At 43.3% G+C, this 19,446-nt stretch carries 21 protein-coding genes; 13 read left to right on the top strand and 8 right to left on the bottom strand.

Annotated elements, in window-relative coordinates:
* The first annotated feature begins 24 nt into the window (after nucleotides 1–24).
* The 3 genes from ED312_RS07050 to ED312_RS07040 all read left to right on the top strand — a co-directional run bounded on the left by ED312_RS07050 (nucleotide 25) and on the right by ED312_RS07040 (nucleotide 1,883).
* Nucleotides 25–576 (top strand): carboxymuconolactone decarboxylase family protein, encoded by a 552-nt coding sequence (locus ED312_RS07050; RefSeq protein WP_123215305.1) that lies wholly within the window; start codon nucleotides 25–27, stop codon nucleotides 574–576.
* Nucleotides 577–651: 75 nt separating this feature from the next.
* Nucleotides 652–1,185 (top strand): DUF417 family protein, encoded by a 534-nt coding sequence (locus ED312_RS07045; RefSeq protein WP_206363217.1) that lies wholly within the window; start codon nucleotides 652–654, stop codon nucleotides 1,183–1,185.
* A 230-nt stretch (nucleotides 1,186–1,415) separates the two neighbouring features.
* Nucleotides 1,416–1,883 (top strand): YHS domain-containing (seleno)protein, encoded by a 468-nt coding sequence (locus ED312_RS07040; RefSeq protein WP_123215347.1) that lies wholly within the window; start codon nucleotides 1,416–1,418, stop codon nucleotides 1,881–1,883.
* Nucleotides 1,884–1,987: 104 nt separating this feature from the next.
* Here ED312_RS07040 and ED312_RS07035 read toward each other — a convergent pair whose 3' ends face one another.
* Together ED312_RS07035 and ED312_RS07030 are read right to left on the bottom strand one after the other, a co-directional pair.
* The gene (locus ED312_RS07035) at nucleotides 1,988–2,776 is read right to left on the bottom strand and encodes an SDR family NAD(P)-dependent oxidoreductase (RefSeq protein WP_123215304.1); all 789 of its coding nucleotides are present in this window, start codon (nucleotides 2,774–2,776) and stop codon (nucleotides 1,988–1,990) included.
* Nucleotides 2,777–3,124: 348 nt separating this feature from the next.
* Nucleotides 3,125–4,435, bottom strand: a complete 1,311-nt coding sequence (locus ED312_RS07030) for a spondin domain-containing protein (RefSeq protein ID WP_123215303.1) — start codon at nucleotides 4,433–4,435, stop codon at nucleotides 3,125–3,127.
* 259 nt (nucleotides 4,436–4,694) lie between these two features.
* Between ED312_RS07030 and msrA the strand changes: the two genes are divergently transcribed.
* Nucleotides 4,695–5,384 (top strand): peptide-methionine (S)-S-oxide reductase MsrA, encoded by a 690-nt coding sequence (gene msrA / locus ED312_RS07025; RefSeq protein WP_317125666.1) that lies wholly within the window; start codon nucleotides 4,695–4,697, stop codon nucleotides 5,382–5,384.
* A gap of 74 nt (nucleotides 5,385–5,458) precedes the next feature.
* Nucleotides 5,459–5,908: a peptide-methionine (R)-S-oxide reductase MsrB gene (gene msrB, locus ED312_RS07020; protein ID WP_394342854.1), complete on the top strand. Its 450-nt coding sequence runs from the start codon at nucleotides 5,459–5,461 to the stop codon at nucleotides 5,906–5,908.
* A gap of 79 nt (nucleotides 5,909–5,987) precedes the next feature.
* Here msrB and ED312_RS07015 read toward each other — a convergent pair whose 3' ends face one another.
* Nucleotides 5,988–6,473 carry a GNAT family N-acetyltransferase gene (locus ED312_RS07015; RefSeq protein ID WP_123215301.1) on the bottom strand — a complete coding sequence of 162 codons (486 nt, stop codon included), beginning with the start codon at nucleotides 6,471–6,473 and terminating at the stop codon, nucleotides 5,988–5,990.
* Nucleotides 6,474–6,673: 200 nt separating this feature from the next.
* On the opposite strand from ED312_RS07015, the gene pdxH reads away from it, so the two are divergent.
* The 5 genes from pdxH to ED312_RS06990 all read left to right on the top strand — a co-directional run bounded on the left by pdxH (nucleotide 6,674) and on the right by ED312_RS06990 (nucleotide 11,893).
* A complete protein-coding gene (gene pdxH, locus ED312_RS07010) occupies nucleotides 6,674–7,321 on the top strand; it encodes a pyridoxamine 5'-phosphate oxidase (protein WP_123215300.1) in 648 nt (215 codons plus the stop codon).
* Nucleotides 7,322–7,397: 76 nt separating this feature from the next.
* Nucleotides 7,398–7,883, top strand: a complete 486-nt coding sequence (locus ED312_RS07005) for a SixA phosphatase family protein (protein ID WP_123215299.1) — start codon at nucleotides 7,398–7,400, stop codon at nucleotides 7,881–7,883.
* Nucleotides 7,884–7,891: 8 nt separating this feature from the next.
* Nucleotides 7,892–9,988, top strand: coding sequence for a polyphosphate kinase 1 (gene ppk1 / locus ED312_RS07000; RefSeq protein ID WP_123215298.1), 2,097 nt, complete (start codon nucleotides 7,892–7,894; stop codon nucleotides 9,986–9,988).
* Nucleotides 9,989–10,109: 121 nt separating this feature from the next.
* Nucleotides 10,110–11,006 carry a Ppx/GppA phosphatase family protein gene (locus tag ED312_RS06995; protein WP_123215297.1) on the top strand — a complete coding sequence of 299 codons (897 nt, stop codon included), beginning with the start codon at nucleotides 10,110–10,112 and terminating at the stop codon, nucleotides 11,004–11,006.
* Nucleotides 11,007–11,047: 41 nt separating this feature from the next.
* Nucleotides 11,048–11,893: an alpha/beta hydrolase gene (locus ED312_RS06990; protein WP_123215296.1), complete on the top strand. Its 846-nt coding sequence runs from the start codon at nucleotides 11,048–11,050 to the stop codon at nucleotides 11,891–11,893.
* Between the two features lie 24 nt (nucleotides 11,894–11,917).
* Here ED312_RS06990 and ED312_RS06985 read toward each other — a convergent pair whose 3' ends face one another.
* Both ED312_RS06985 and ED312_RS06980 read right to left on the bottom strand, forming a co-directional pair.
* Entirely contained in the window at nucleotides 11,918–12,253 is a 336-nt protein-coding gene (locus ED312_RS06985) for an RNA polymerase sigma factor (RefSeq protein ID WP_123215295.1), read from the bottom strand.
* Nucleotides 12,254–12,645: 392 nt separating this feature from the next.
* Nucleotides 12,646–13,476 (bottom strand): UDP-2,3-diacylglucosamine diphosphatase, encoded by an 831-nt coding sequence (locus tag ED312_RS06980; protein ID WP_123215294.1) that lies wholly within the window; start codon nucleotides 13,474–13,476, stop codon nucleotides 12,646–12,648.
* Between the two features lie 255 nt (nucleotides 13,477–13,731).
* Between ED312_RS06980 and aroC the strand changes: the two genes are divergently transcribed.
* The 3 genes from aroC to ED312_RS06965 all read left to right on the top strand — a co-directional run bounded on the left by aroC (nucleotide 13,732) and on the right by ED312_RS06965 (nucleotide 17,472).
* Nucleotides 13,732–14,796: a chorismate synthase gene (aroC, locus tag ED312_RS06975; RefSeq protein ID WP_123215293.1), complete on the top strand. Its 1,065-nt coding sequence runs from the start codon at nucleotides 13,732–13,734 to the stop codon at nucleotides 14,794–14,796.
* Nucleotides 14,797–14,869: 73 nt separating this feature from the next.
* Nucleotides 14,870–16,408 (top strand): dicarboxylate/amino acid:cation symporter, encoded by a 1,539-nt coding sequence (locus ED312_RS06970; protein ID WP_123215292.1) that lies wholly within the window; start codon nucleotides 14,870–14,872, stop codon nucleotides 16,406–16,408.
* 98 nt (nucleotides 16,409–16,506) lie between these two features.
* Nucleotides 16,507–17,472: a YpdA family putative bacillithiol disulfide reductase gene (locus ED312_RS06965; RefSeq protein ID WP_123215291.1), complete on the top strand. Its 966-nt coding sequence runs from the start codon at nucleotides 16,507–16,509 to the stop codon at nucleotides 17,470–17,472.
* 18 nt (nucleotides 17,473–17,490) lie between these two features.
* Here the strand turns inward: ED312_RS06965 and ED312_RS06960 are convergent, their stop codons facing one another.
* The 3 genes from ED312_RS06960 to ED312_RS24230 are packed head-to-tail and all read right to left on the bottom strand — an operon-like array spanning nucleotide 17,491 to nucleotide 19,366.
* Nucleotides 17,491–17,868 carry a DUF4258 domain-containing protein gene (locus ED312_RS06960; RefSeq protein WP_123215290.1) on the bottom strand — a complete coding sequence of 126 codons (378 nt, stop codon included), beginning with the start codon at nucleotides 17,866–17,868 and terminating at the stop codon, nucleotides 17,491–17,493.
* Nucleotides 17,869–17,911: 43 nt separating this feature from the next.
* Nucleotides 17,912–19,111: an alanine dehydrogenase gene (locus tag ED312_RS06955; protein ID WP_123215289.1), complete on the bottom strand. Its 1,200-nt coding sequence runs from the start codon at nucleotides 19,109–19,111 to the stop codon at nucleotides 17,912–17,914.
* Between the two features lie 36 nt (nucleotides 19,112–19,147).
* Complete coding sequence (locus ED312_RS24230) at nucleotides 19,148–19,366, bottom strand: hypothetical protein (RefSeq protein ID WP_240643048.1); 219 nt, start codon at nucleotides 19,364–19,366, stop codon at nucleotides 19,148–19,150.
* Between the last annotated feature and the right edge of the window lie 80 nt (nucleotides 19,367–19,446).

Here is a 19,446-nt window from a genome sequence, read left to right as displayed (position 1 = left end):
AATATAATTAAAAACAACAAAGTTATGACAACTACAGCAAAAAACGGAGAATTCTCCATTCCGACAAGAGCAGAAGTTTCTGCGAAGAACCAGGCTATTTTTGATCAATTACAAAAAAGTGCCGGTTTTGTTCCTAATCTTTATGCCTATATGGCTAAAAATGAAACCGCTTTGGGCGATTACCTGGTGTTGCAAAATAGAAAAAGTACGCTTAGGGGAAAAGAAAGAGAGGTCATCAATCTGGTGACAAGTCAAATCAATCACTGTAAATATTGCCTTTCCGCCCATACGGTTTTAGGAAAACTCCACGGTTTTACGGACGAACAGATTCTTGAAATCAGAGAGGGCCGGGCCGCTTTTGACAATAAACTGGATGGCCTGGCAAAATTCACTGCTGCAGTAGTGGAAAGGAAAGGGAAAGTCTCTGAAGAAGTGAAAGAAAATTTCTTCGTTGCCGGTTATACCGAAGCCAATTTAATTGACGCTGTTATTATCATTGGCGATAAGATCATCACCAATTACATTCACAATTTAACCGAAGTGGAAATAGACTTTCCATTGGCAGAAGATATTTAATAGGAACACAAGGAAGGATTGCTACGGAATAAACCGGGGTGCAATTCTTCCCTTTTTTGACTTAAACTTTACAAAATGGAAAATCAAATACAACAAAAGGATATGATCACAACCGCAAATAGTTCTGGTTTGATAAGAAAGACACAATTTGTAGAGGATCTGAACCTTCCGTTTATTGTAAGTATGGGGTCTGTGATAATTATGTTATTATGGGCAGGGGCATACAAAATGACAGATCCGGGGGCGGAAGGAATTGTACCCCTGGTAACCAATAGCCCGTTTATTAGCTGGCATTTTAAATTGTTAGGGACCTACCGTGGGTCTGACATTATTGGTGCAACGGAAATTATTGCGGCTATTTTAATTTTCATCGGATTATTCCGTCCGAAAGTAGGTATGATCGGAACTTTTATTACTATCATGATGTTTACAATAACCAGTTCCATGCTCATAACAACGCCGGAAACGATAATAAATATAAACGGTATGGGATACATGACATTCCTGGGTTTGTTTCTTTTTAAAGACCTGGTTGGATTGGCTGTAAGTCTATATTTGTTAAGCACTTTCCGCAACAAGGCAATTATGAGGACTAAAAAAAATAATTAGTCATATGTAGGCTTTAAATCCATAATGGCTTAATCTTTTTCTTCCCTGATTTTCTGAACTTCGGACAGACATAATGTATTTCGGGAAGTTTAGGCAAGTCATCGGGAAGTTTTTTTATGTGCCTGTTTCCCGGTAGAGAATAAATTTGCTAAAAACAATCGGATATTCATATGCTCCGGAAATACACGGCATTTCCGGGTAAAAATGGAGTTCTTCTAAAACAATTTACAATGAAAAAAATAATTTTAGGTATTGCCATAGTAGTGGTAGTTGCCATTGCAGGTATTTTTATCTTTTCCGGATCTTCGGGGTCTGATGCATCGGAAGTATTTGTTTCGGATGGGAAAGCCATAAAAGGATATGATCCCGTAGCATTTTTCGAAGTGTCTGAGCCGGTTATGGGAAAGGAACAGTTTTCTTATGACTGGAACGGAGCTACCTGGCTGTTTTCCAGTAAAGAGAATATGAACAGGTTTAAAGAAAACCCGGAAGCCTATGCGCCGCAATACGGAGGATATTGTGCATACGGAACTTCACAGGGGCATAAGGCACCGGTGGAAATAGACACCTGGTCTGTAATTGATGGTAAGTTGTACTTTAATTATAACGGAAAAGTCAAGGAGACATGGGATGCAAACCGGGCGAAATTCATTTTGGAAGCTGATAAAAACTGGCCTAAAGTAAAGGGAGAGGAATGATAAAACAACTCTTTACACCTTGGCAGGAGTTGAGTTAACGAAAAGAAAATAAGAAAATTACCCATTGTGTGTTTGGACAAAATACACAATGGGTGAAAAAATGTCTACATAGATCGGTGATTTGCAGCCCGCTTCTGCATGGCATCATAAAGGGTACTTACTTTCTTGTCAAATTCAAGCGGTTTTTCAAAATTCGTTTTTTCGTCCTCCAGTCTTTGGTCTCCGCCAAGAACCACCCTGATCTTTTTGTCCGTAAGCCCTTCTAAGGTAAGTTGCGCTACGAGTTCCGGAGAATCCATATTTCCCGTGGCGGCTGTTTCCATCATCGGTGTGTCCGTTGCTGTGGGATAGACGGTCATTACATGTATGGAAGTACCGTTGAGTTCCCTTCGCATAGCTTCGGAAAACCTGCTAACCGCAGCTTTGGTCGCGGCATAAGTGGCATAAAAAGGCATACCTATCAATCCCAGTCCGGAAGAGACGTTTATAATAGCGGCTTCCTCACTTTCTCTCAGTAACGGCAAGGTGTATTTGGTGAGCAATATCAGTCCCGCTACATTGATGTTCAGTTGCGAGATAATATCTTCATCGCTTGTTTCTTCCAGCGGACCTGCACTTACCACGCCTGCATTATTGATAAGAATATCCAGTTTTCCCCAGTGTTTGTCCACTGCAGCGGAAATTTGTTTTAAATCTCCGGTCTTGGCAACGTCGCCGGGAAGAAAGAGGAAATCGGCCCGGGGGAAATCGGTTTTAAGGGATTTCATTTTTTCCGCACTGCGACCCACCACCGCAAAGGAAGTTGCACCTTTTTCATACAAATCCTTTACGATGGCTTTTCCTATTCCGCTGGACCCCCCGGTAATTAAAATCTTTTTTGTTTTAAAGTTCATAACATGATGTGTTTATATGGGTTGATTCGTTCATGGTTTTTGAGTAAATGAATATTTTGTTTTTTGTTAAATTATTGTTTGTCATATATTTTGATTATATAATTTATATTCTTTGTTTAAGTATATTGATCTCCAAGGAAATCAATGGCCCATCATCCCGGTGGAATGTTTTGTGAAGGTAGCAGGGAAGGTTTTGCATACACAGACCGTAAATCTGTATTCGGGAATTTTAACAGCCGGTTATAAAAATACGATTTATCCCTGTATGCTATAATATGACCATGATATATTACCGTTAAAATCAAAGAAGAGGGCACACAGGCCCTCTTCTTTTGAAAACGGAATGAGTTAGTTGAGTGTAATTTTCACCACCTGGTCCAATGAAGGCAGTGCAGTAAAACTGTTGGGATTCGGTACTTCCTGTATGGGTTTTTCCTCTGGAATAACGGAACCACCCAGATTGATCTGCGTTACACCCGCACCGGGAAACTGGTTGACAGCCGTACCGTTATCGTATAACCTGACCATAGCAGAGATATCCCCGGTTTCACCAGCAGATATACCACCGTCCCCGAGAGCAAAAAACCAGTCGTTCGAGAAGCCGTACATGGTGGCTATGGCAATGTGGTCTCCTTCTTCCAGCGTCAGTTCCTGGCTTACCTTTCCACCCGCTGTTCCGTTAACGGAAGGAAGCAGGACCGTGTTTTGCGGATCGGGTAGTATGTATGTTGCTTTAATTCCGTTTTGTCCGTTCAAGGCAGCGGCCAGGTCTTCGGCATTTCCTGTTTGGGCCAGTAATGCCAGCCCTTCTCCGCGGTCGTTTTCCCCTTCCTTAAAGATCGGGTTGTCTATGCCGTTATACACTACAACAAGGATGGGGGATAGCGGTGTGAAAATACCGGTGTTGTCACTAACATCATCAAAAATCTCCGTATTGTCCCCCATTTCCGAAAGTTTTGTGAGTCCGCTATAAGAACTTTCCTCTTCTTCATAAAGCGGTGCCAGGTTCAGGGGCGCTCCGCCCGCGATATACGAAACTGCCCAGACCCCGGGACTTACCGGGGTTTCATTGGCCGTACCACCGGAAATGTTTTCGAGAGTCAATGTAAAATAAGAGTCACCGTCGTAAACAAGTGAAACCTTTACCAGTTCGGATGCCGGTAGGTAGGGATTTCCCTGGTCGTCAGTACCGTCTACTTCACGGATAGACTTGGCCTCGGCTTCTCCCGGGTGGTCGACATCGGCGCCTGGCACCTGGTTGACCCTGCTCCCGTTATCCCAAAGTTTCAGTTCTTCCGAAACATCGCCTTCTATCGGATCGCCGTTGTCATCATAAACGGATATTCCCGGGTTTTCAGGGGCAAAGAAAAGGTCATTGCTCCAGCCGTACATGGCAGCAAAGGAAACAGTCTGTCCTTTAGCGGCCGAAAATGAAAATGATACGGATTCTCCCGGAAGGATTACCGGGGCACCCGCACCATCCCCCTCAAAAGTGCCGGACTGCACCAGGGTTTTTGCTTCAAGAACATTTTCTACGGTTAGGGTAGCCATTTCGGGAACCGGTTTTCCGGAATTATCGTCATCGTCACTACATGAATATGCAAATACACTTAGCAATAGCAATGTAAGCAATTGATGTGATTTTCTGAATTTTACCATTTCTCTAATTTTTTGTATTTATAAATTATGTCTGACAAAGGTGTAAAAGCATAAAAGAGCAGGAAATAGCAATTTTTCCTCCCGGCATGTAAAAAATTCCCTTAATCCGGAAACCGTATTGTAAAGTGTTCTGGAGAAAAGGAGAAAAATGGCATAAAATATGCAGAGGGAAATATGTACAACCGGACGGGAAGTTCTTATATTTTCTGTACTGTGGTTTTAGGCGTATCTTTGATATGCTATAAAATTAAAGAATACAATGATGACAAGAAAGAATATGGTAAAGATAATGAAGGGCTTATCCTTGTTTGCAGGCGTTTTTGCACTTACGGCATATACAGTATGGGAAAAAGGAAGGAATGTGACACCAACCCATCCGTCCGAAGAAAAAATGATTGCCGTAAAAATGGACACGGCTACTTTTGCCGCAGGGTGTTTCTGGTGTGTGGAAACCCAGTTCCAGCAACTTGAGGGAGTTAAAAAAGTGATATCCGGGTTTACGGGGGGTACGGTGGTAAACCCATCCTACAAACAGGTAACTACGGGGAAAACAGGTCATGCGGAGGCCTGTAATATTATTTATGACCCTTCGGTAATTTCGTTTGACGAACTGCTCGAAGCCTTTTTTGTGGCGCACGACCCCACCCAGTTGAACCGCCAGGGAAACGATATAGGTACACAATACCGTTCGGCAATATTTTATCACAACAGCTCACAAAAGGAGAAGGCCGAATACTACATCAAAAGACTAAACGAAGCAAAGGCTTATGACAAACCAATTGTTACCGAAGTGGCTCCATTTACGGTCTTTTATAAAGCGAAGGATTACCACCAGGATTATTACAATCAAAACAAGTCGGAACCTTATTGCCAGTATGTGATCCAACCCAAACTGGAAAAGTTTAAAAAAGTTTTCAAGGACAAGTTAAAACATGGAGCTAACAAATGAAGATGATAAAAACCGCTCTGGTGCTGTCGGTTGTATTTCTGGCATCCACGGGCATATGTAAAGCACAACAGACAATGGAAACAAAGCACAAAAACAATCCGTATTATTCCCGGACGGACACAACACATCTCAATGTAAGTGATGCGGAGTGGAAAAAGATCCTTTCTCCGGAGCTTTATTATGTGGCCAGGCAACAGGGGACCGAACGGGCCTTTACCGGTAAATACTGGGACAGCGATACGAAGGGGACCTATTACTGTGCGGTTTGCGGAAACCTTTTGTTTCGTTCCGATGCCAAATTTGCCAGTAGTTGCGGCTGGCCAAGTTTTTTTGAAACCGAACGGGAAGGCAGTGTTATTTATAAAGAGGACAATTCGCACGGAATGCACCGTATAGAAGTAGAATGTGCAAGGTGTAATTCGCACCTCGGACATATTTTCGACGACGGGCCGCCCCCTACGCACAAAAGGTTCTGTATGAACTCCGTTTCGCTCGATTTTGAACCGGATAAGCAGGCGGAGTAAGAGTCTGCCAGGAGTTTTGAAGGTGGAGACCGGTCAGGAGGGAATGCTATTATGTATTTAAGGCATTACCCGGCTAACCCTACAATTCCCTGAACATAACATAGGTATCCACAAAACCCAGCTCCTTATGCCGGAAACCTTTGGGAGTAATGCCTGTTATCCGGAAACCGGATTTTTGCCAGAGTCTCAGGGCAACTTCATTGGTACTCACCACGATGTTGAATTGTATGCCTTTGTAACCGCTTTCCCTGGCAAAGGCTATGGAGTGTTCACATAACTTCTTACCTATACCCCTGCCATGCGCCCGGGGGGCCACCATATAGCCACAATTGGCTATGTGATTGCCAAGGCCCGGCTGGTTGGGCTTAATTATGTACGTTCCCAGTATATTACCGTCTTCTTCTATGACAAAAGTCGTCATGGCATCGGCAAACCAGTATGTTTTCATTTCGGTCATGGTCGTTTCCGGGGGATATGCATAGGTGTCGCCGGTTTGCACAACGGCAGAAAAAATACTCCATACGCTCTCGTAGTCGTGTGTGATACTGGCTTTTCTGATCTTCATGGGAAGAGATTTAAACAATACAATTATACGTATTTATACGATTGTTTTATAGTGCCTCCAAACAAAAAATGACTTCATGTCCCCTTGGTTTTACTGTCTAGGATTTCTTCGGAAAAAGCTCCGAATCTTGTATGGGATACCCTAAATATGAGCCGTAAACGGTATCTTTGTACGGAATAATTTCCTAAATATCACGAACTATGCAACAAGATCTGAGTAATTACAGGAGGACGTACGAAAAAAAGGAGTTACTGGAAGACAGTACTCCCGGGAATCCCATGGAATTATTCCAGACCTGGTTTTACGAGGTAGAAAAGACCGGGGGAGTGGAAGAGGCCAATGCCATGACAGTCTCTACCATTGGGGTGGACGGTTTTCCGAAAAACCGGGTGGTATTGCTCAAAAAATACACGCATGAAGGGTTTATTTTCTATACGAATTACAACAGTGAAAAAGGAAAGGCCATTGCGGCCAATCCAAATATCTGTCTCTCCTTTTTCTGGCCTAACCTGGAACGACAGGTAATAGTGAAGGGGATAGCGGAGAAGGTAGCCGAAAATCTGTCCGACGGTTATTTTGAATCGCGCCCGGATGGTAGTAAACTCGGCGCTTTGGCATCTGCTCAAAGCGAGGTTGTTTCGGGAAGGAAAGAGCTTGAAAAAGAACTGCAACGGCTCGAAGAAGAATTCAGAGGAAAGGAAATTCCGCGTCCCGGCCACTGGGGCGGATATCTGGTAAAGCCGGTATCTGTTGAATTCTGGCAGGGCCGTCCCAACAGGCTGCACGACCGGATACGATATACCCTTGAAAATGAACTGGACTGGAAAAAGGAGCGGCTGGCCCCTTGATAAATTGTAAATAAAAGCCTATAATTATATCTTTAGAGAAGATTCCGTACCATATTAATGTTCAAAAAATAGTTTTATGAAACAACTGACCCTAATAAGACATGCCAAATCTTCCTGGGAGTATGGAGTAGGAGACAGGGACAGGCCGTTAAAGGAAAAGGGAATTAACGACGCCATTCTTGTGGCTTCACATGTAAAGGGTAAAATACCCATACCGGATATAGTGTTTTCCAGTCCGGCAAACCGGGCATTGCACACCTGCACTATTTTTTTGAGAATGCTGGATATCCCCCCGGAAACACTGCGGTTAGCAGGGGAATTATACGATTTTTCCGGTGCGTCGGTTTTTAATTTTATCCGGACGTTAAGCGACGATTACGAAAAAGTTATGATCTTTGGTCACAATCATGCATTTACGGAGGTTTCCAATAATTTTGGAAATCGTTATACGGACAATTTGCCTACTTCGGGAATAGTGCATATTATTTTTGAAGAGGACAGCTGGAGAAAGGTCGGTAAAGGTACTACATACCTGATGGTCATTCCGAAGCATTTACGTTAATCATTTATATGGAGATAACACGAAACCAATACATTAACCGGGAACTTAGCTGGTTACAATTTAATGCCAGGGTATTACAGGAAGCAGCCGATGAGACCGTGCCGCTTATAGACAGGTTGCGTTTCCTGGGGATATTTTCCAATAACCTGGATGAGTTTTTTAAGGTGAGGTATGCCACTGTAAAGCGTATAGCACTTGCCGGGCGGAAAGGAAAAAGTGCCCTTGGGGGCGAAGTGGCCAAAGACCTGCTGGAAGACATTACACAGATAGTGATAAAACAACAGGCGGAAAGCCAGAATATCCTTCGCTATATTGAAAAACAACTGGAGAAGGAAAATATTTTTATTATCAATGAGACCGAAGTTTCCGAATCCCAAAAGCAATTCGTGGTCAATTACTTCGTACAAAAGGTCAGTCCGGCACTTGTAACCATTATCCTTAACGATCTTGCCGAATTTCCGTTGCTGAAGGACAGTGCGGCTTACCTGGCGGTTAAGATGGTAATGAAAAAGGAGAAGAAGCCGGGGGCACTGAAAAATATCTTTTCTTCCGAGCCCAATGAAATACGTTATGCCCTGATCGAGATACCGAAGGACATTGATCGTTTTGTCGTATTGCCCAACGAAGGGGATAAAAGCTATATCATTATCCTGGACGATCTGGTGAGGTATTGTATGCATACCATTTTTAATATTTTTAACTACGAATCGCTTTCTGCCCATATGATTAAAATAACAAGGGATGCGGAACTAGATATCGACAATGACCTTAGCAAGAGTTTTATAGAAAAAATATCCAGCAGTGTTAAAGGACGGGAAATAAGCGAGCCTGTGCGTTTTGTGTATGACGACAAGATAGATAAGGACACGTTAAGGTTCCTGAAGAATAAAATGCGGATCAAGAATACAGACAGTGTAATTCCGGGGGGAAGATATCACAACCGGAGGGATTACATGAATTTTCCCAGCCTGGGCAGGGAAGACCTGCTATACGATAAAGTACCCCCTTTACCGGTGGAAGGATTAAGCTTGCAGGGAAGCGTACTGGAAAAGATTGCGAAAAAAGATTATCTTCTCTTTGCCCCGTATCACACCTTTTCCTATGTGATACGTTTTCTCCGCGAAGCTGCCCTGGACCCGAAGGTGCGGACCATAAAGATTACGGTATACCGCCTTGCCAAGGCATCCCAGGTAGCAAGTAGCCTCATTAATGCCGTAAAGAACGGCAAACAGGTAACCGTACAGATAGAGCTGCAGGCGCGTTTTGATGAAGAGGCAAACATAGAGTATGCCGAACAGTTGCAAAGTGAAGGGATCAAGCTTATTTTCGGGGTCCCCGGCCTGAAGGTACACAGCAAGATATGTCTGATAGAAAGGGAAGAACACGACCGGATAAAACGTTACGGTTTTATCAGTACAGGGAATTTTAATGAGGCTACGGCGAAAATTTATACGGATTATACCCTGTTTACTTCCAATCAGGCCATACTGAAGGAAGTGAATACGGTATTTGATTTCTTTGAAACAACATACAAAATCAACAAATACAAGCACCTGGTAGTCTCTCCCCATTATACGGGAAAAGTTTTTTCGAAGCTTATTGACAGGGAGATAGCCAATACGAAGGCCGGAAAAGAAGGGTACCTGAAGCTGAAGATGAACAGCATTACCAATTACAAGATGGTGGACAAGCTTTACGAAGCCAGCAGGGCGGGCGTAAAAATACAGATGATCGTAAGAGGAGCCTGTTGCCTGATACCCGGGGTAAAAGGTATGAGTGAAAATATCGAAGTGATAAGTATTGTGGATAAGTTTCTGGAACACCCCAGATTGTTTATCTTTGGAAACGGGGGAGATCCGAAGGTCTATATTTCTTCTGCGGACTGGATGACGAGGAATATAGATAACCGGGTGGAGGTGAGTTGCCCCATCTATGATGATGAGATAAAAAAAGAGCTCCTGGAAACATTCGAAATAGGTTGGAGCGATAATGTAAAGGCAAGGGTTATTTCCGGAAAGCAGGATAATGCCTACCGTAAAAACAACCTTCCAAAAGTACGCTCGCAGTTTGCTACCTATGATTATTATTTGCAAAAATTAAAATAGAAAGCTAAGGATATATTGAAAATATAAACGGTTCGTTTTCGGGCCTGCAATATAAAAGAAACCGAAAGACAGCTACGAACCGGGGACAAGGGGACAAGGTGCTCCCGCCAACAGGTTATATATGATTAGAATACGAAAATTTGCTGCTATTGATATTGGCTCCAATGCCATAAGGTTATTGATTAACAACGTAATTGAAGAAACGGGAAAAGAAACCCAGTTCAAAAAAAGTTCCCTGGTAAGGGTCCCGGTCCGTTTAGGACAGGATTCTTTTACTGTGGGAGAAATATCCAGGGGCAATGCCATTCGCATGGTAGACGCCATGAAAGCTTTTAAATTGCTGATGAAGGTCCATAATGTGGAGAAGTACATGGCATGTGCCACCTCTGCGATGCGGGAAGCGAACAACGGTAATGAACTGGCGGCGGAGATAGAAAAAAAGTCAGGTATACGTATAGAGATCATAGACGGAAAAAAGGAGGCGGCCATAATAGCTTCTACAGACCTTCACCAGCTCATCGATACGGAAAAATCTTATCTGTATGTAGATGTGGGAGGGGGAAGCACCGAATTCACCATATTTACGAACGGCAAAATAGCAGCTTCCAGATCTTTTAAAATAGGAACGGTGCGGTTGCTCAATGAGATGGTGGAAGAAGGCGTATGGAAAGAAATAGAAAAATGGATAAAGAAAAGTACCAGGAATCTCAAAAGCCTGTCCCTTATAGGTTCGGGGGGAAATATTAACAAACTGTATAAAATGTCCGGGAGGAAGCCCGGCGAACCCTTGTCCTACATCTGGTTAAACGCCCAGTACCAATTCTTGCAAAGTATCAGCTATGAGGACAGGATATCCGAACTGGGATTAAACCCCGACAGGGCAGATGTTATTATTCCCGCGACGCGTATATTTCTTTCCGCTACCAAATGGAGCGGGGCTAAGAAGATACATGTTCCTAAAATAGGATTATCGGACGGGATCGTAAAATTGCTTTATTACAACGAGAAGGAGAGCTGATATTTACCGGGCCTGACCAATTAACTACCCGACCAACCGGCATGATATATTTTCAAAGTAAATATCTGTACCTTATACTCCTGTTGTTGAGTATGGTTTTCCCTATCCTGGCCCAATCGGGAGATATGAACACTCCGGCAGGTTTTGATTCCATCCGTGCGGATATCCCCAAGGGCAAGGTGGAAACACTGGAATATGCTTCGAAAACTGTGGGAACGGACCGTAAAGTCACCATATATACGCCGCCGGGTTTTTCAAGGGACAGGAAATACAATGTCTTGTACCTGCTGCACGGAATCGGAGGAGATGAAACAGAATGGTATTATCACGGAAAACCGAATGTAATATTTGATAACCTGTATGCCCGGGAAAAGCTGGAACCTATGATAGTAGTCATGCCAAATGGCAGGGCAATGAAAGATGACCGGGCAGGGGATAATATATTTGATAAGGAAAAGATAAGAGCTTTTTCCGATTTTGAAAATGACCTCCTGGATGACCTGATTCCTTTTGTGGAAGCCAATTATCCCGTATATAAGGACCGGAATAACCGTGCTCTTGCAGGTTTATCTATGGGAGGAGGACAAGCGCTCAATTTCGGTCTTGGTCATCTGGAAACATTTGCCTGGATAGGGGCTTTTTCTCCCGCCCCGAACACCAGAGTCCCGGAAAAACTTGTACCCAGGCCGGGGAAAGCTATTCGTAATCTCCGGTTACTGTGGATTTCCTGCGGTCAGGAAGACGAACTTCTGTATATCAGTGAACGGACCCATCAGTACCTTGCTAAAAAAGGGATTCCTCATACCTATTATGTAGAACCGGGACAGCATGATTTTTCCGTTTGGAGGAATGACCTTTACCAGTTTTCACAACTACTCTTCAGGTGATTTAATGCTGCTGTTTTTTGTCTCTCAGTTACTTCCCGGTTTCATTCTGTTCCACAGTTTTTTCCTGGAATCATTCTCGTTAAAAGTACTGCGGAGTTTTTTGTAAACGTGGTTACTGCATACGGAAATCAGGAAAGAGTCGAAGGTATCGGGCTCGATTTCCGATCTTCTTTCCCAGACTTCGGTGAAAACTTCCGCGGTAATCTCCCGGCTGATATCTTCCGATTTCAGGAAGGACAGGGCAAAGCTGTAAATACGGGAATGGTAATGTTCATAAATGTTCATATAAGCGTTAATGTCCCCTTCCTTAAGAGATAATAATACATTTTCGGTAGAAATTTTTTCTTGAGAATTTTCCATATTCAAAATTTTACTCGGTTAAACTCTTACCGGGACAACCCTGTGAAATACCTGTAATAATGCCTTTTTATGCCATTGGGCAGGTTATTATTGCTCAATGGTGGTCATCAGGAGGGGGAAGGCACTTTCAGATTAAAAAATTACTCGATATTTTACAGAATTATACCCTGTCCTTTATACCTAAGAGAAGGCTTTAGGTGAAATAGCAGCTAAAAGGGTGGATAGATTATTAAGAAAAGTGATTTTAGGAACAGAATTTTAAGTGTAATATTCTGAAGTGTAGTTTTTTACAGGGCTTAGTGCTCTCCTTAAAATTGTTAATAACTTTTACCCCTGTTTGTAGTTGAAATAAGATAAAGAAGGATTTTTACGCGGTTGGGAGCCGGAAATAATTACTTCTTTCCGGTTATGGTTATGGCGGCAAGCAGATCTTTATAACTCATGGACTTCAGATCTTCATCAGTATAAAAAGGACTTAACTTATCATCGTTAAAGCTATAGAGTTCCCAGTGTTTCTTATGGTACTCCAGGGAAGTGAGGTTTTCTACCCAGTCACCGGAATTGAGATAAAGGCAAGTACCGTGCCTGTTCACTTTCCGGATCATCTTGGGCTGGTGGATATGACCGCATATCACATATTTATATCCGTTTTGTATGGCCAGGTCGGCAGCTACCTTTTCAAAATCATTAATATATTTTACGGCCTTTTTTACACTGTTTTTTATTTTCTTGGAAAGAGAATATTTTTCTCTTCCCATTTTTACCAGTATCCAGTTTATAAACCTGTTGAACAATATGAGGAAATCATATCCCCAGCCTCCGAGTTTGGCGATCCACTTGGTGTGTTGTATGGAAGCATCGAAAACATCACCGTGGAAGATCCAGGCTTTTTTCCCGTCCAGTTTCAGTGATAATTTGTCCAGGATAGCGATGTTTCCCATGGTTACATCGCTGAATTTCCGAAGCATTTCGTCGTGGTTCCCGGTGATGTAAAAAACCTGGGTCCCCTTGGTGGAGAGGTCTATGATTTTTTTGATGACCTGGAGGTGTTTTTTAGGAAAATAGCGTTTCCGGAATTGCCAGATATCTATGATGTCCCCGTTGAGGATAAGCTTTTCCGGATTTATGCTGTTCAGGTAAGAGAGCAGTTCGCCGGCATGGCAACCATAAGTGCCAAGGTGAACATCCGATATGACGACAATCTCTACTTTGCGCTTTTTCAAGGCGGAAAAATTTTCTGTAAAGAAAAAAAATCTGTGTTAGTTAAAGATTACCTGGCAATTAATTATTTATGAGCATATTGTTAAGGGATTGTGATCCCGGTGGCTTCGGTACAACAGTCTGCGACTGTTACTCAACTACCTCGTTTTGGCTAAACCTACAACTTGTTACTGTAATTACCAACTAGTAACCCCAAATTCAATATTAATTTTGAATAATTAATTATTAACATTTACATTTGTTCAAAATCAATTTAGATGGCAGGAAATTCCTTTGGAACGATATTTAAACTTACGACTTTCGGAGAATCACACGGACAGGCTTTAGGAGGGATTATAGACGGATGTCCGGCTGGACTGGAGCTGCGTCTCGATGAAATACAACACGAGCTGAACCGTCGGAAGCCGGGCCAGTCAGCCATAGTAACACAACGGAAAGAACCGGATGAATTCCGTATACTTTCAGGCATTTTTGAAGGAAAAACAACTGGTGTGCCTATTGGTTTTGTTATTGAGAATACCAATCAGAAATCACATGACTACTCCCATATCAAGGACAGTTACCGCCCCAGTCATGCCGACTATGTTTATGACCAAAAATACGGCCTTCGGGATTATCGCGGGGGGGGTAGGAGCTCGGCCCGCGAAACGGCCTGTCGTGTAGTGGCCGGCGCCGTCGCAAAACAGTTACTTAAAGATATTCGTATAGATGCCTTCGTATCTTCCGTAGGTGATATTTTCCTTGAAAAACCTTACCAGGACCTGGATTTCTCCAAAATAGAAAGCAATCCCGTACGCTGTCCCGACCCGGAGATCGCTGCGAAGATGGAAGATTATATAAAAGAAATACGAAAGCAGGGAGATACGGTAGGAGGTACGGTAACCTGTGTTATTCGCAATGTCCCCGTAGGACTCGGGGAACCGGTATTCGACAAACTGCATGCCGATCTGGGAAAAGCCATGCTATCTATAAATGCGGTAAAAGGCTTTGAATACGGTAGTGGTTTTTGCGGAGCTAAGATGAAAGGAAGCGAGCATAACGACCTGTATAATCCGGACGGGACCACCAAAACAAATCTCTCCGGAGGGGTGCAGGGAGGAATCAGTAACGGTATGGATATATATTTCCGGGTAGCTTTTAAACCCGTAGCAACCATTATGCAGAAGCAGGAAACCATAGACCGGGATGGCAATATTGTGGAAATGCAGGGAAAAGGGAGACACGATCCTTGCGTTGTCCCCAGGGCGGTGCCTATCGTTGAAGCTATGGCTGCCCTGGTATTGGCGGACCACTACCTGTTGAGCAGGAATTCCAGAATATAGCCCGAAATACGATATTTCCGGTTCGTCATGGGTTAAGAATGGCGGGCGGCTATTGCATTAATTTTAGAAACTTATGAAGAAAAAGATTGCATTACACTGGCAGATCGTCATAGGAATGGTGTTGGGAGTTGTGTTTGGACTTGTCATGGCGAATGTCGGAAAACCGGATCAGGAAATAAAAGATAAAGCGGCCGGTTACCACAAGGAATTGACAGCATCTCTCTCCAGGCAGGAAGTGTTAAAAGAAGAACTTAAGGAACTCGGCACCCGTTTCAGGGAGGGCCGGACCGGAGGGATGACTTACCTGGTAGAGAAAGAGAACATAGAACAGGAGATAAGTGCCCTGGACGAAAAAATAGAAGCGGATCAGAAAATACTGCTGGAGTTACCGACAGAACCCAAGGGGAAAACATTCATAGAGAACTGGGTTTACCCTTTCGGAGAGTTGTTTATTAATCTGCTAAAGCTCATTGCAATACCGCTTATTATTGCGTCGCTTATTAAAGGAGTTGCGGATTTACAGGACATATCAAAACTGTCCAGCATTGGTATCCGGACGATGATATTGTACATCCTTACCACCATTTTTGCCATTACCATAGGGCTGGGAGTGGCTAATATTATTAAACCGGGTTCCGGTATTTCCCAGGAAACCATAGACCGGCTGACCAGTAACCCAGGTAATGCGGATGTTGTAAACCAGAGGATTAGCGATAGCCAGACCCAGACCAAGAACTTTGTGGAATTTTTAGTGGATATTGTTCCCGACAATATTTTCGGGGCCATGGGAGATAACAACCAGATGCTCCAGGTTATATTCTTTACGATAATGCTGGGTGTTTGCATGCTGTTGATAGGCGATGAAAAGGCAAAACCCCTGAAAGATTTTTTCGACAGCCTCAATGATGCCATTTTGAAAATGGTAGATCTCATTATTAAAATAGCCCCCATAGCTGTATTTGCATTGCTGGCCAATGTGGTTGCAGGGACCAATGATGTAGAGGTATTATTGGCTTTGCTAAAGTACTCGCTTACGGTAATCGGGGCTCTGGCCTTAATGGTAGTGGTATATATGCTGATCGTGGGGTTGTATGTCAAAAAGAACCCGTTGTGGTTCCTGAAGCAGATCGCTCCCGTGCAGTTACTTGCTTTTTCGACAAGCTCCAGTGCTGCCACACTCCCTGTTAATATGGAAAGGGTAAGGGACCATGTTGGAGTGGACGAAGAGGTCAGCAGTTTTGTGCTGCCCATCGGTGCAACTATAAACATGGACGGAACAAGTCTTTACCAGGCCGTTGCAACCATTTTTATATGCGAAGCACTTCATTTTGACATTACCTTTGCAGATCAGCTGACTATTGTATTCACGGCTTTACTGGCATCTATAGGTACTGCCGGGGTTCCTGGAGTTGGGGTAGTAATGCTTATTATAGTATTGCAATCCATCAATTTCCCGGCGGAAAAACTTCCTTTGGGGATTGCGCTTATTTTATCCGTAGACCGGATACTTGATATGTGCAGGACGGTTATTAATGTAACAGGAGATGCTACAGTGGCCACCGCCGTAGCCAAATCGGTGGGAAAACTGGGAGAACCCCAATACGAGGATTAGTTGTACTCTTTCTTAAAGAAAAGGTAAATGCCAAGAGCGGGAAGCCGAAGAAAAAATCCTGCGGAATTAAATTTTGTCAGGAGCTAAGAAAATTTGCTATGAAGGAATATGATATTTTAATAGTAGGGGGCGGGCCTATAGGTATAGCCTGTGCCCTGGAAGCAAAGAAAAACGGGCTTAATTATATAGTTCTCGAAAAAGGTTGCATAGTCAATTCCCTGTATAATTACCCCTTGAATATGACTTTTTTCTCCACATCGGAGAAACTGGAAATCGATGAAATTCCCTTTATTAGTACAAAGAGCAAGCCGCAGAGGGCTGAGGCGCTGGAATACTACAGACGTATTGTGACCTCAAATGATCTGGATCTGCGTTTGTTTGAAAAAGTAGAGCATATCGAAAAAGAGAACAAATTGTTTTCTGTCGTATCTTCCAAAGCGGTTTACACTGCAAAACAGGTGATTATTGCAACGGGATTTTACGATATTCCGAATACCATGGGGGTGCCCGGGGAGGAGTTGCCAAAAGTATCCCATTATTACAAGGACCCTCATTATTACGCCGGTCAGAAGGTTATTGTGGTCGGGGCAAGTAATTCTTCCGTAGATGCGGTACTGGAAATATACCGTAAAGGAGGGGATGTTACTATGGTGGTCCGGGGAGAAGAGATCGGAAAAAGGGTCAAATACTGGGTTCGGCCAGATATCGTGAACCGTATTGCGGAAGGCTCCGTTAAAGCCTATTTCAGAAGTAATATAGAAGAGATCAGGGAAGAGGAGGTAGTGATCGATACCCCGGAAGGAAAAAAGATTGTGCCCAATGATTTTGTACTGGCACTTACCGGGTATATGCCGAATTTTGCTTTCCTTGAAAAAGCAGGAGTGAATTTGTCCGATGACGGAAAGTTTTACCCTTCCTACAATCCGGAGACTATGGAGACCAATGTAGGCGGATTATACCTGGCGGGGGTAATCTGCGGGGGTATGGATACCCATCTCTGGTTTATCGAAAATTCCAGGATACATGCAAAGCTTATTATAAGGGATATTTTGCAAAAAGCGTGACAAAGACCGAAAAGATATTTACGGGATCGGAGTGATGGAACTGATCCTGACAATACTGTCACAGTTTTTTACAAATACTTCAACTTTACCTGTTTTTAGCGATCCTTCGACCGTATAGGTTTTACAGGAGTCCAGATGGGTGTTGCTTTTGGAGAAAATAACATCTCCGTCCGTAAATACCGAAGTTTTAATACCTGTAGTGTCTATAGTGTATTCTTCCAGGTTCTTTTGTGCCTCATTTTCATAAACAATTGTTTTGTTCCGGATATCCTTCAGGACCCTGCAATTGGGGGCATAGCAAAATTCCGTGCCCTTTTCGCGAAAAATAAAAGCGACAATAACAATACCTATGGCCAGTCCTATAAAATAATAGCCGAATCTTCTCAATATCTCCATAAAAACGGGTAATTAGTCTCCGGAAGCAAATGATTTTCGTTTTCTAGAAAATCAGAAGGTTAATATCGCTATGCGACAGGTTAAACCATTCCGCTACCGTTCTGTTCGTTAAAATTCCGTGGTAAAAATACAACCCGTTTCGCAAACCGCGGTCAAATCGGAGGGAATTTTCGAGTCCGCCTTCCTCCCCGATTTTAAGAAGATAAGGAGTAAAGATATTGCTTATGGAAACGGAAGCCGTACGTGAGTACCTGGCCGGGATGTTAGGCACGCAATAATGAACAACACCGTATTTCTCAAAGGTAGGTTTGTCGTGTGTTGTGACTTCACTCGTTTCGAAGCAACCGCCCATATCAATGCTTACATCAATAATTACCGCGCCGTTTTTCATGTTCTCTACCATAGTTTCGGTCACAACAACCGGGGCGCGATTATTTCCCCTTACGGCTCCGATAACCACATCGCAACGTCTCAGTGCCTTAAAGAGGTTTTTGGGTTGCAGGGTAGAGGTATACATGGGCTGGCCCAGGCTGGTTTGTATACGGCGGAGCCGTGTAATGGAATTATCGAATATTTTAACGCTGGCCCCGAGCCCGAGTGCGGACCTGGCTGCAAACTCGCCTACAGTCCCGGCACCGAGAATAACAACATCTACAGGAGGAACGCCGCTTATGTTACCGAACATGAGACCATTGCCGTTATTGGCATTGGTCATCAGTTCTGCGGCGATCAGTACGGAAGCCGTACCGGCAATTTCGCTCAGGGAGCGTACCGCGGGATAATTACCGTCTTCGTCGCGTATGTATTCAAAGGCTATGGCAGTGATCCTTTTTTTGGCCAGTTCTTCAAAGTATTTTTTGCTCTGGGTCTTTATCTGCAGGGCAGAGATAAGTATGGTCTGCGGGTTGATTAGCTGGAGTTCATCCAGGGATGGCGGTTCTACTTTAAGGATAATGGGACAGGAGAATATTTTTTTGATATCATTGGTCACTTCGGCCCCGGCCTCACTGTATTCCCTGTCGGTAAAGTTGGCGCCTTCCCCGGCATTGGATTCTATAATAACCCGGTGCCCGTGTGCAGTAAGGGCATTTACGGCATCGGGGGTGAGACAGACACGCTTTTCCTGATAAGCTATTTCCCTGGGAATACCTATAAACAGTTCTCCTTTTTGTTTCAGGACCTCCAACATCTCTTCCTGCGGCAACAACTGCTGTCTGGTAAATGGCGACGAAGCTACATTCATAATCTTAACACTACAAATACCTGTAAAGCTATAAAATTATTTGGAGAAATCGTCGTCTTCCACCTCATACTTTTTCAATTCTTCATCCAGTTTCCTCATGTCTATGCCATGTACAACCTTATCGAAAAGTTTTAGGCGGATTAAATAGACTAAGGGAATTATAATTAGCATTATAGGAATCAGGTAGTAAATTTCGAATTCGTCGTAATAGCGAATGTCATCATTAATGACACTGAATAGTTGAAAAACATACATAGCAATGGGAATGAGAATAACGTGGTACCACCAATGTTTACAGGTGAAGAACCACAGGAAAAGCAGATATAAAGGGACGA

It is taken from the genome of Sinomicrobium pectinilyticum, assembly GCF_003725735.1.
In the GTDB taxonomy this organism is placed as follows: domain Bacteria; phylum Bacteroidota; class Bacteroidia; order Flavobacteriales; family Flavobacteriaceae; genus Sinomicrobium; species Sinomicrobium pectinilyticum.
The sequence above is the reverse complement of the archived record's forward strand: the minus strand, read 5'-3'. Positions and strand labels throughout refer to the sequence as shown.

Bases quoted from the DNA above. Each gene is read 5' to 3' on its own strand.
- ED312_RS07050 (WP_123215305.1), top strand. From the start codon at position 25: ATGACAACTACAGCAAAAAACGGAGAATTCTCCATTCCGACAAGAGCA.
- ED312_RS07045 (WP_206363217.1), top strand. From the start codon at position 652: ATGGAAAATCAAATACAACAAAAGGATATGATCACAACCGCAAATAGT.
- ED312_RS07040 (WP_123215347.1), top strand. From the start codon at position 1,416: ATGAAAAAAATAATTTTAGGTATTGCCATAGTAGTGGTAGTTGCCATT.
- ED312_RS07035 (WP_123215304.1), bottom strand. From the start codon at position 2,776: ATGAACTTTAAAACAAAAAAGATTTTAATTACCGGGGGGTCCAGCGGA.
- ED312_RS07030 (WP_123215303.1), bottom strand. From the start codon at position 4,435: ATGGTAAAATTCAGAAAATCACATCAATTGCTTACATTGCTATTGCTA.
- msrA (WP_317125666.1), top strand. From the start codon at position 4,695: ATGATGACAAGAAAGAATATGGTAAAGATAATGAAGGGCTTATCCTTG.
- msrB (WP_394342854.1), top strand. From the start codon at position 5,459: ATGGAAACAAAGCACAAAAACAATCCGTATTATTCCCGGACGGACACA.
- ED312_RS07015 (WP_123215301.1), bottom strand. From the start codon at position 6,473: ATGAAGATCAGAAAAGCCAGTATCACACACGACTACGAGAGCGTATGG.
- pdxH (WP_123215300.1), top strand. From the start codon at position 6,674: ATGCAACAAGATCTGAGTAATTACAGGAGGACGTACGAAAAAAAGGAG.
- ED312_RS07005 (WP_123215299.1), top strand. From the start codon at position 7,398: ATGAAACAACTGACCCTAATAAGACATGCCAAATCTTCCTGGGAGTAT.
- ppk1 (WP_123215298.1), top strand. From the start codon at position 7,892: ATGGAGATAACACGAAACCAATACATTAACCGGGAACTTAGCTGGTTA.
- ED312_RS06995 (WP_123215297.1), top strand. From the start codon at position 10,110: ATGATTAGAATACGAAAATTTGCTGCTATTGATATTGGCTCCAATGCC.
- ED312_RS06990 (WP_123215296.1), top strand. From the start codon at position 11,048: ATGATATATTTTCAAAGTAAATATCTGTACCTTATACTCCTGTTGTTG.
- ED312_RS06985 (WP_123215295.1), bottom strand. From the start codon at position 12,253: ATGGAAAATTCTCAAGAAAAAATTTCTACCGAAAATGTATTATTATCT.
- aroC (WP_123215293.1), top strand. From the start codon at position 13,732: ATGGCAGGAAATTCCTTTGGAACGATATTTAAACTTACGACTTTCGGA.
- ED312_RS06970 (WP_123215292.1), top strand. From the start codon at position 14,870: ATGAAGAAAAAGATTGCATTACACTGGCAGATCGTCATAGGAATGGTG.
- ED312_RS06965 (WP_123215291.1), top strand. From the start codon at position 16,507: ATGAAGGAATATGATATTTTAATAGTAGGGGGCGGGCCTATAGGTATA.
- ED312_RS06960 (WP_123215290.1), bottom strand. From the start codon at position 17,868: ATGGAGATATTGAGAAGATTCGGCTATTATTTTATAGGACTGGCCATA.
- ED312_RS06955 (WP_123215289.1), bottom strand. From the start codon at position 19,111: ATGAATGTAGCTTCGTCGCCATTTACCAGACAGCAGTTGTTGCCGCAG.
- ED312_RS24230 (WP_240643048.1), bottom strand. From the start codon at position 19,366: ATGTATGTTTTTCAACTATTCAGTGTCATTAATGATGACATTCGCTAT.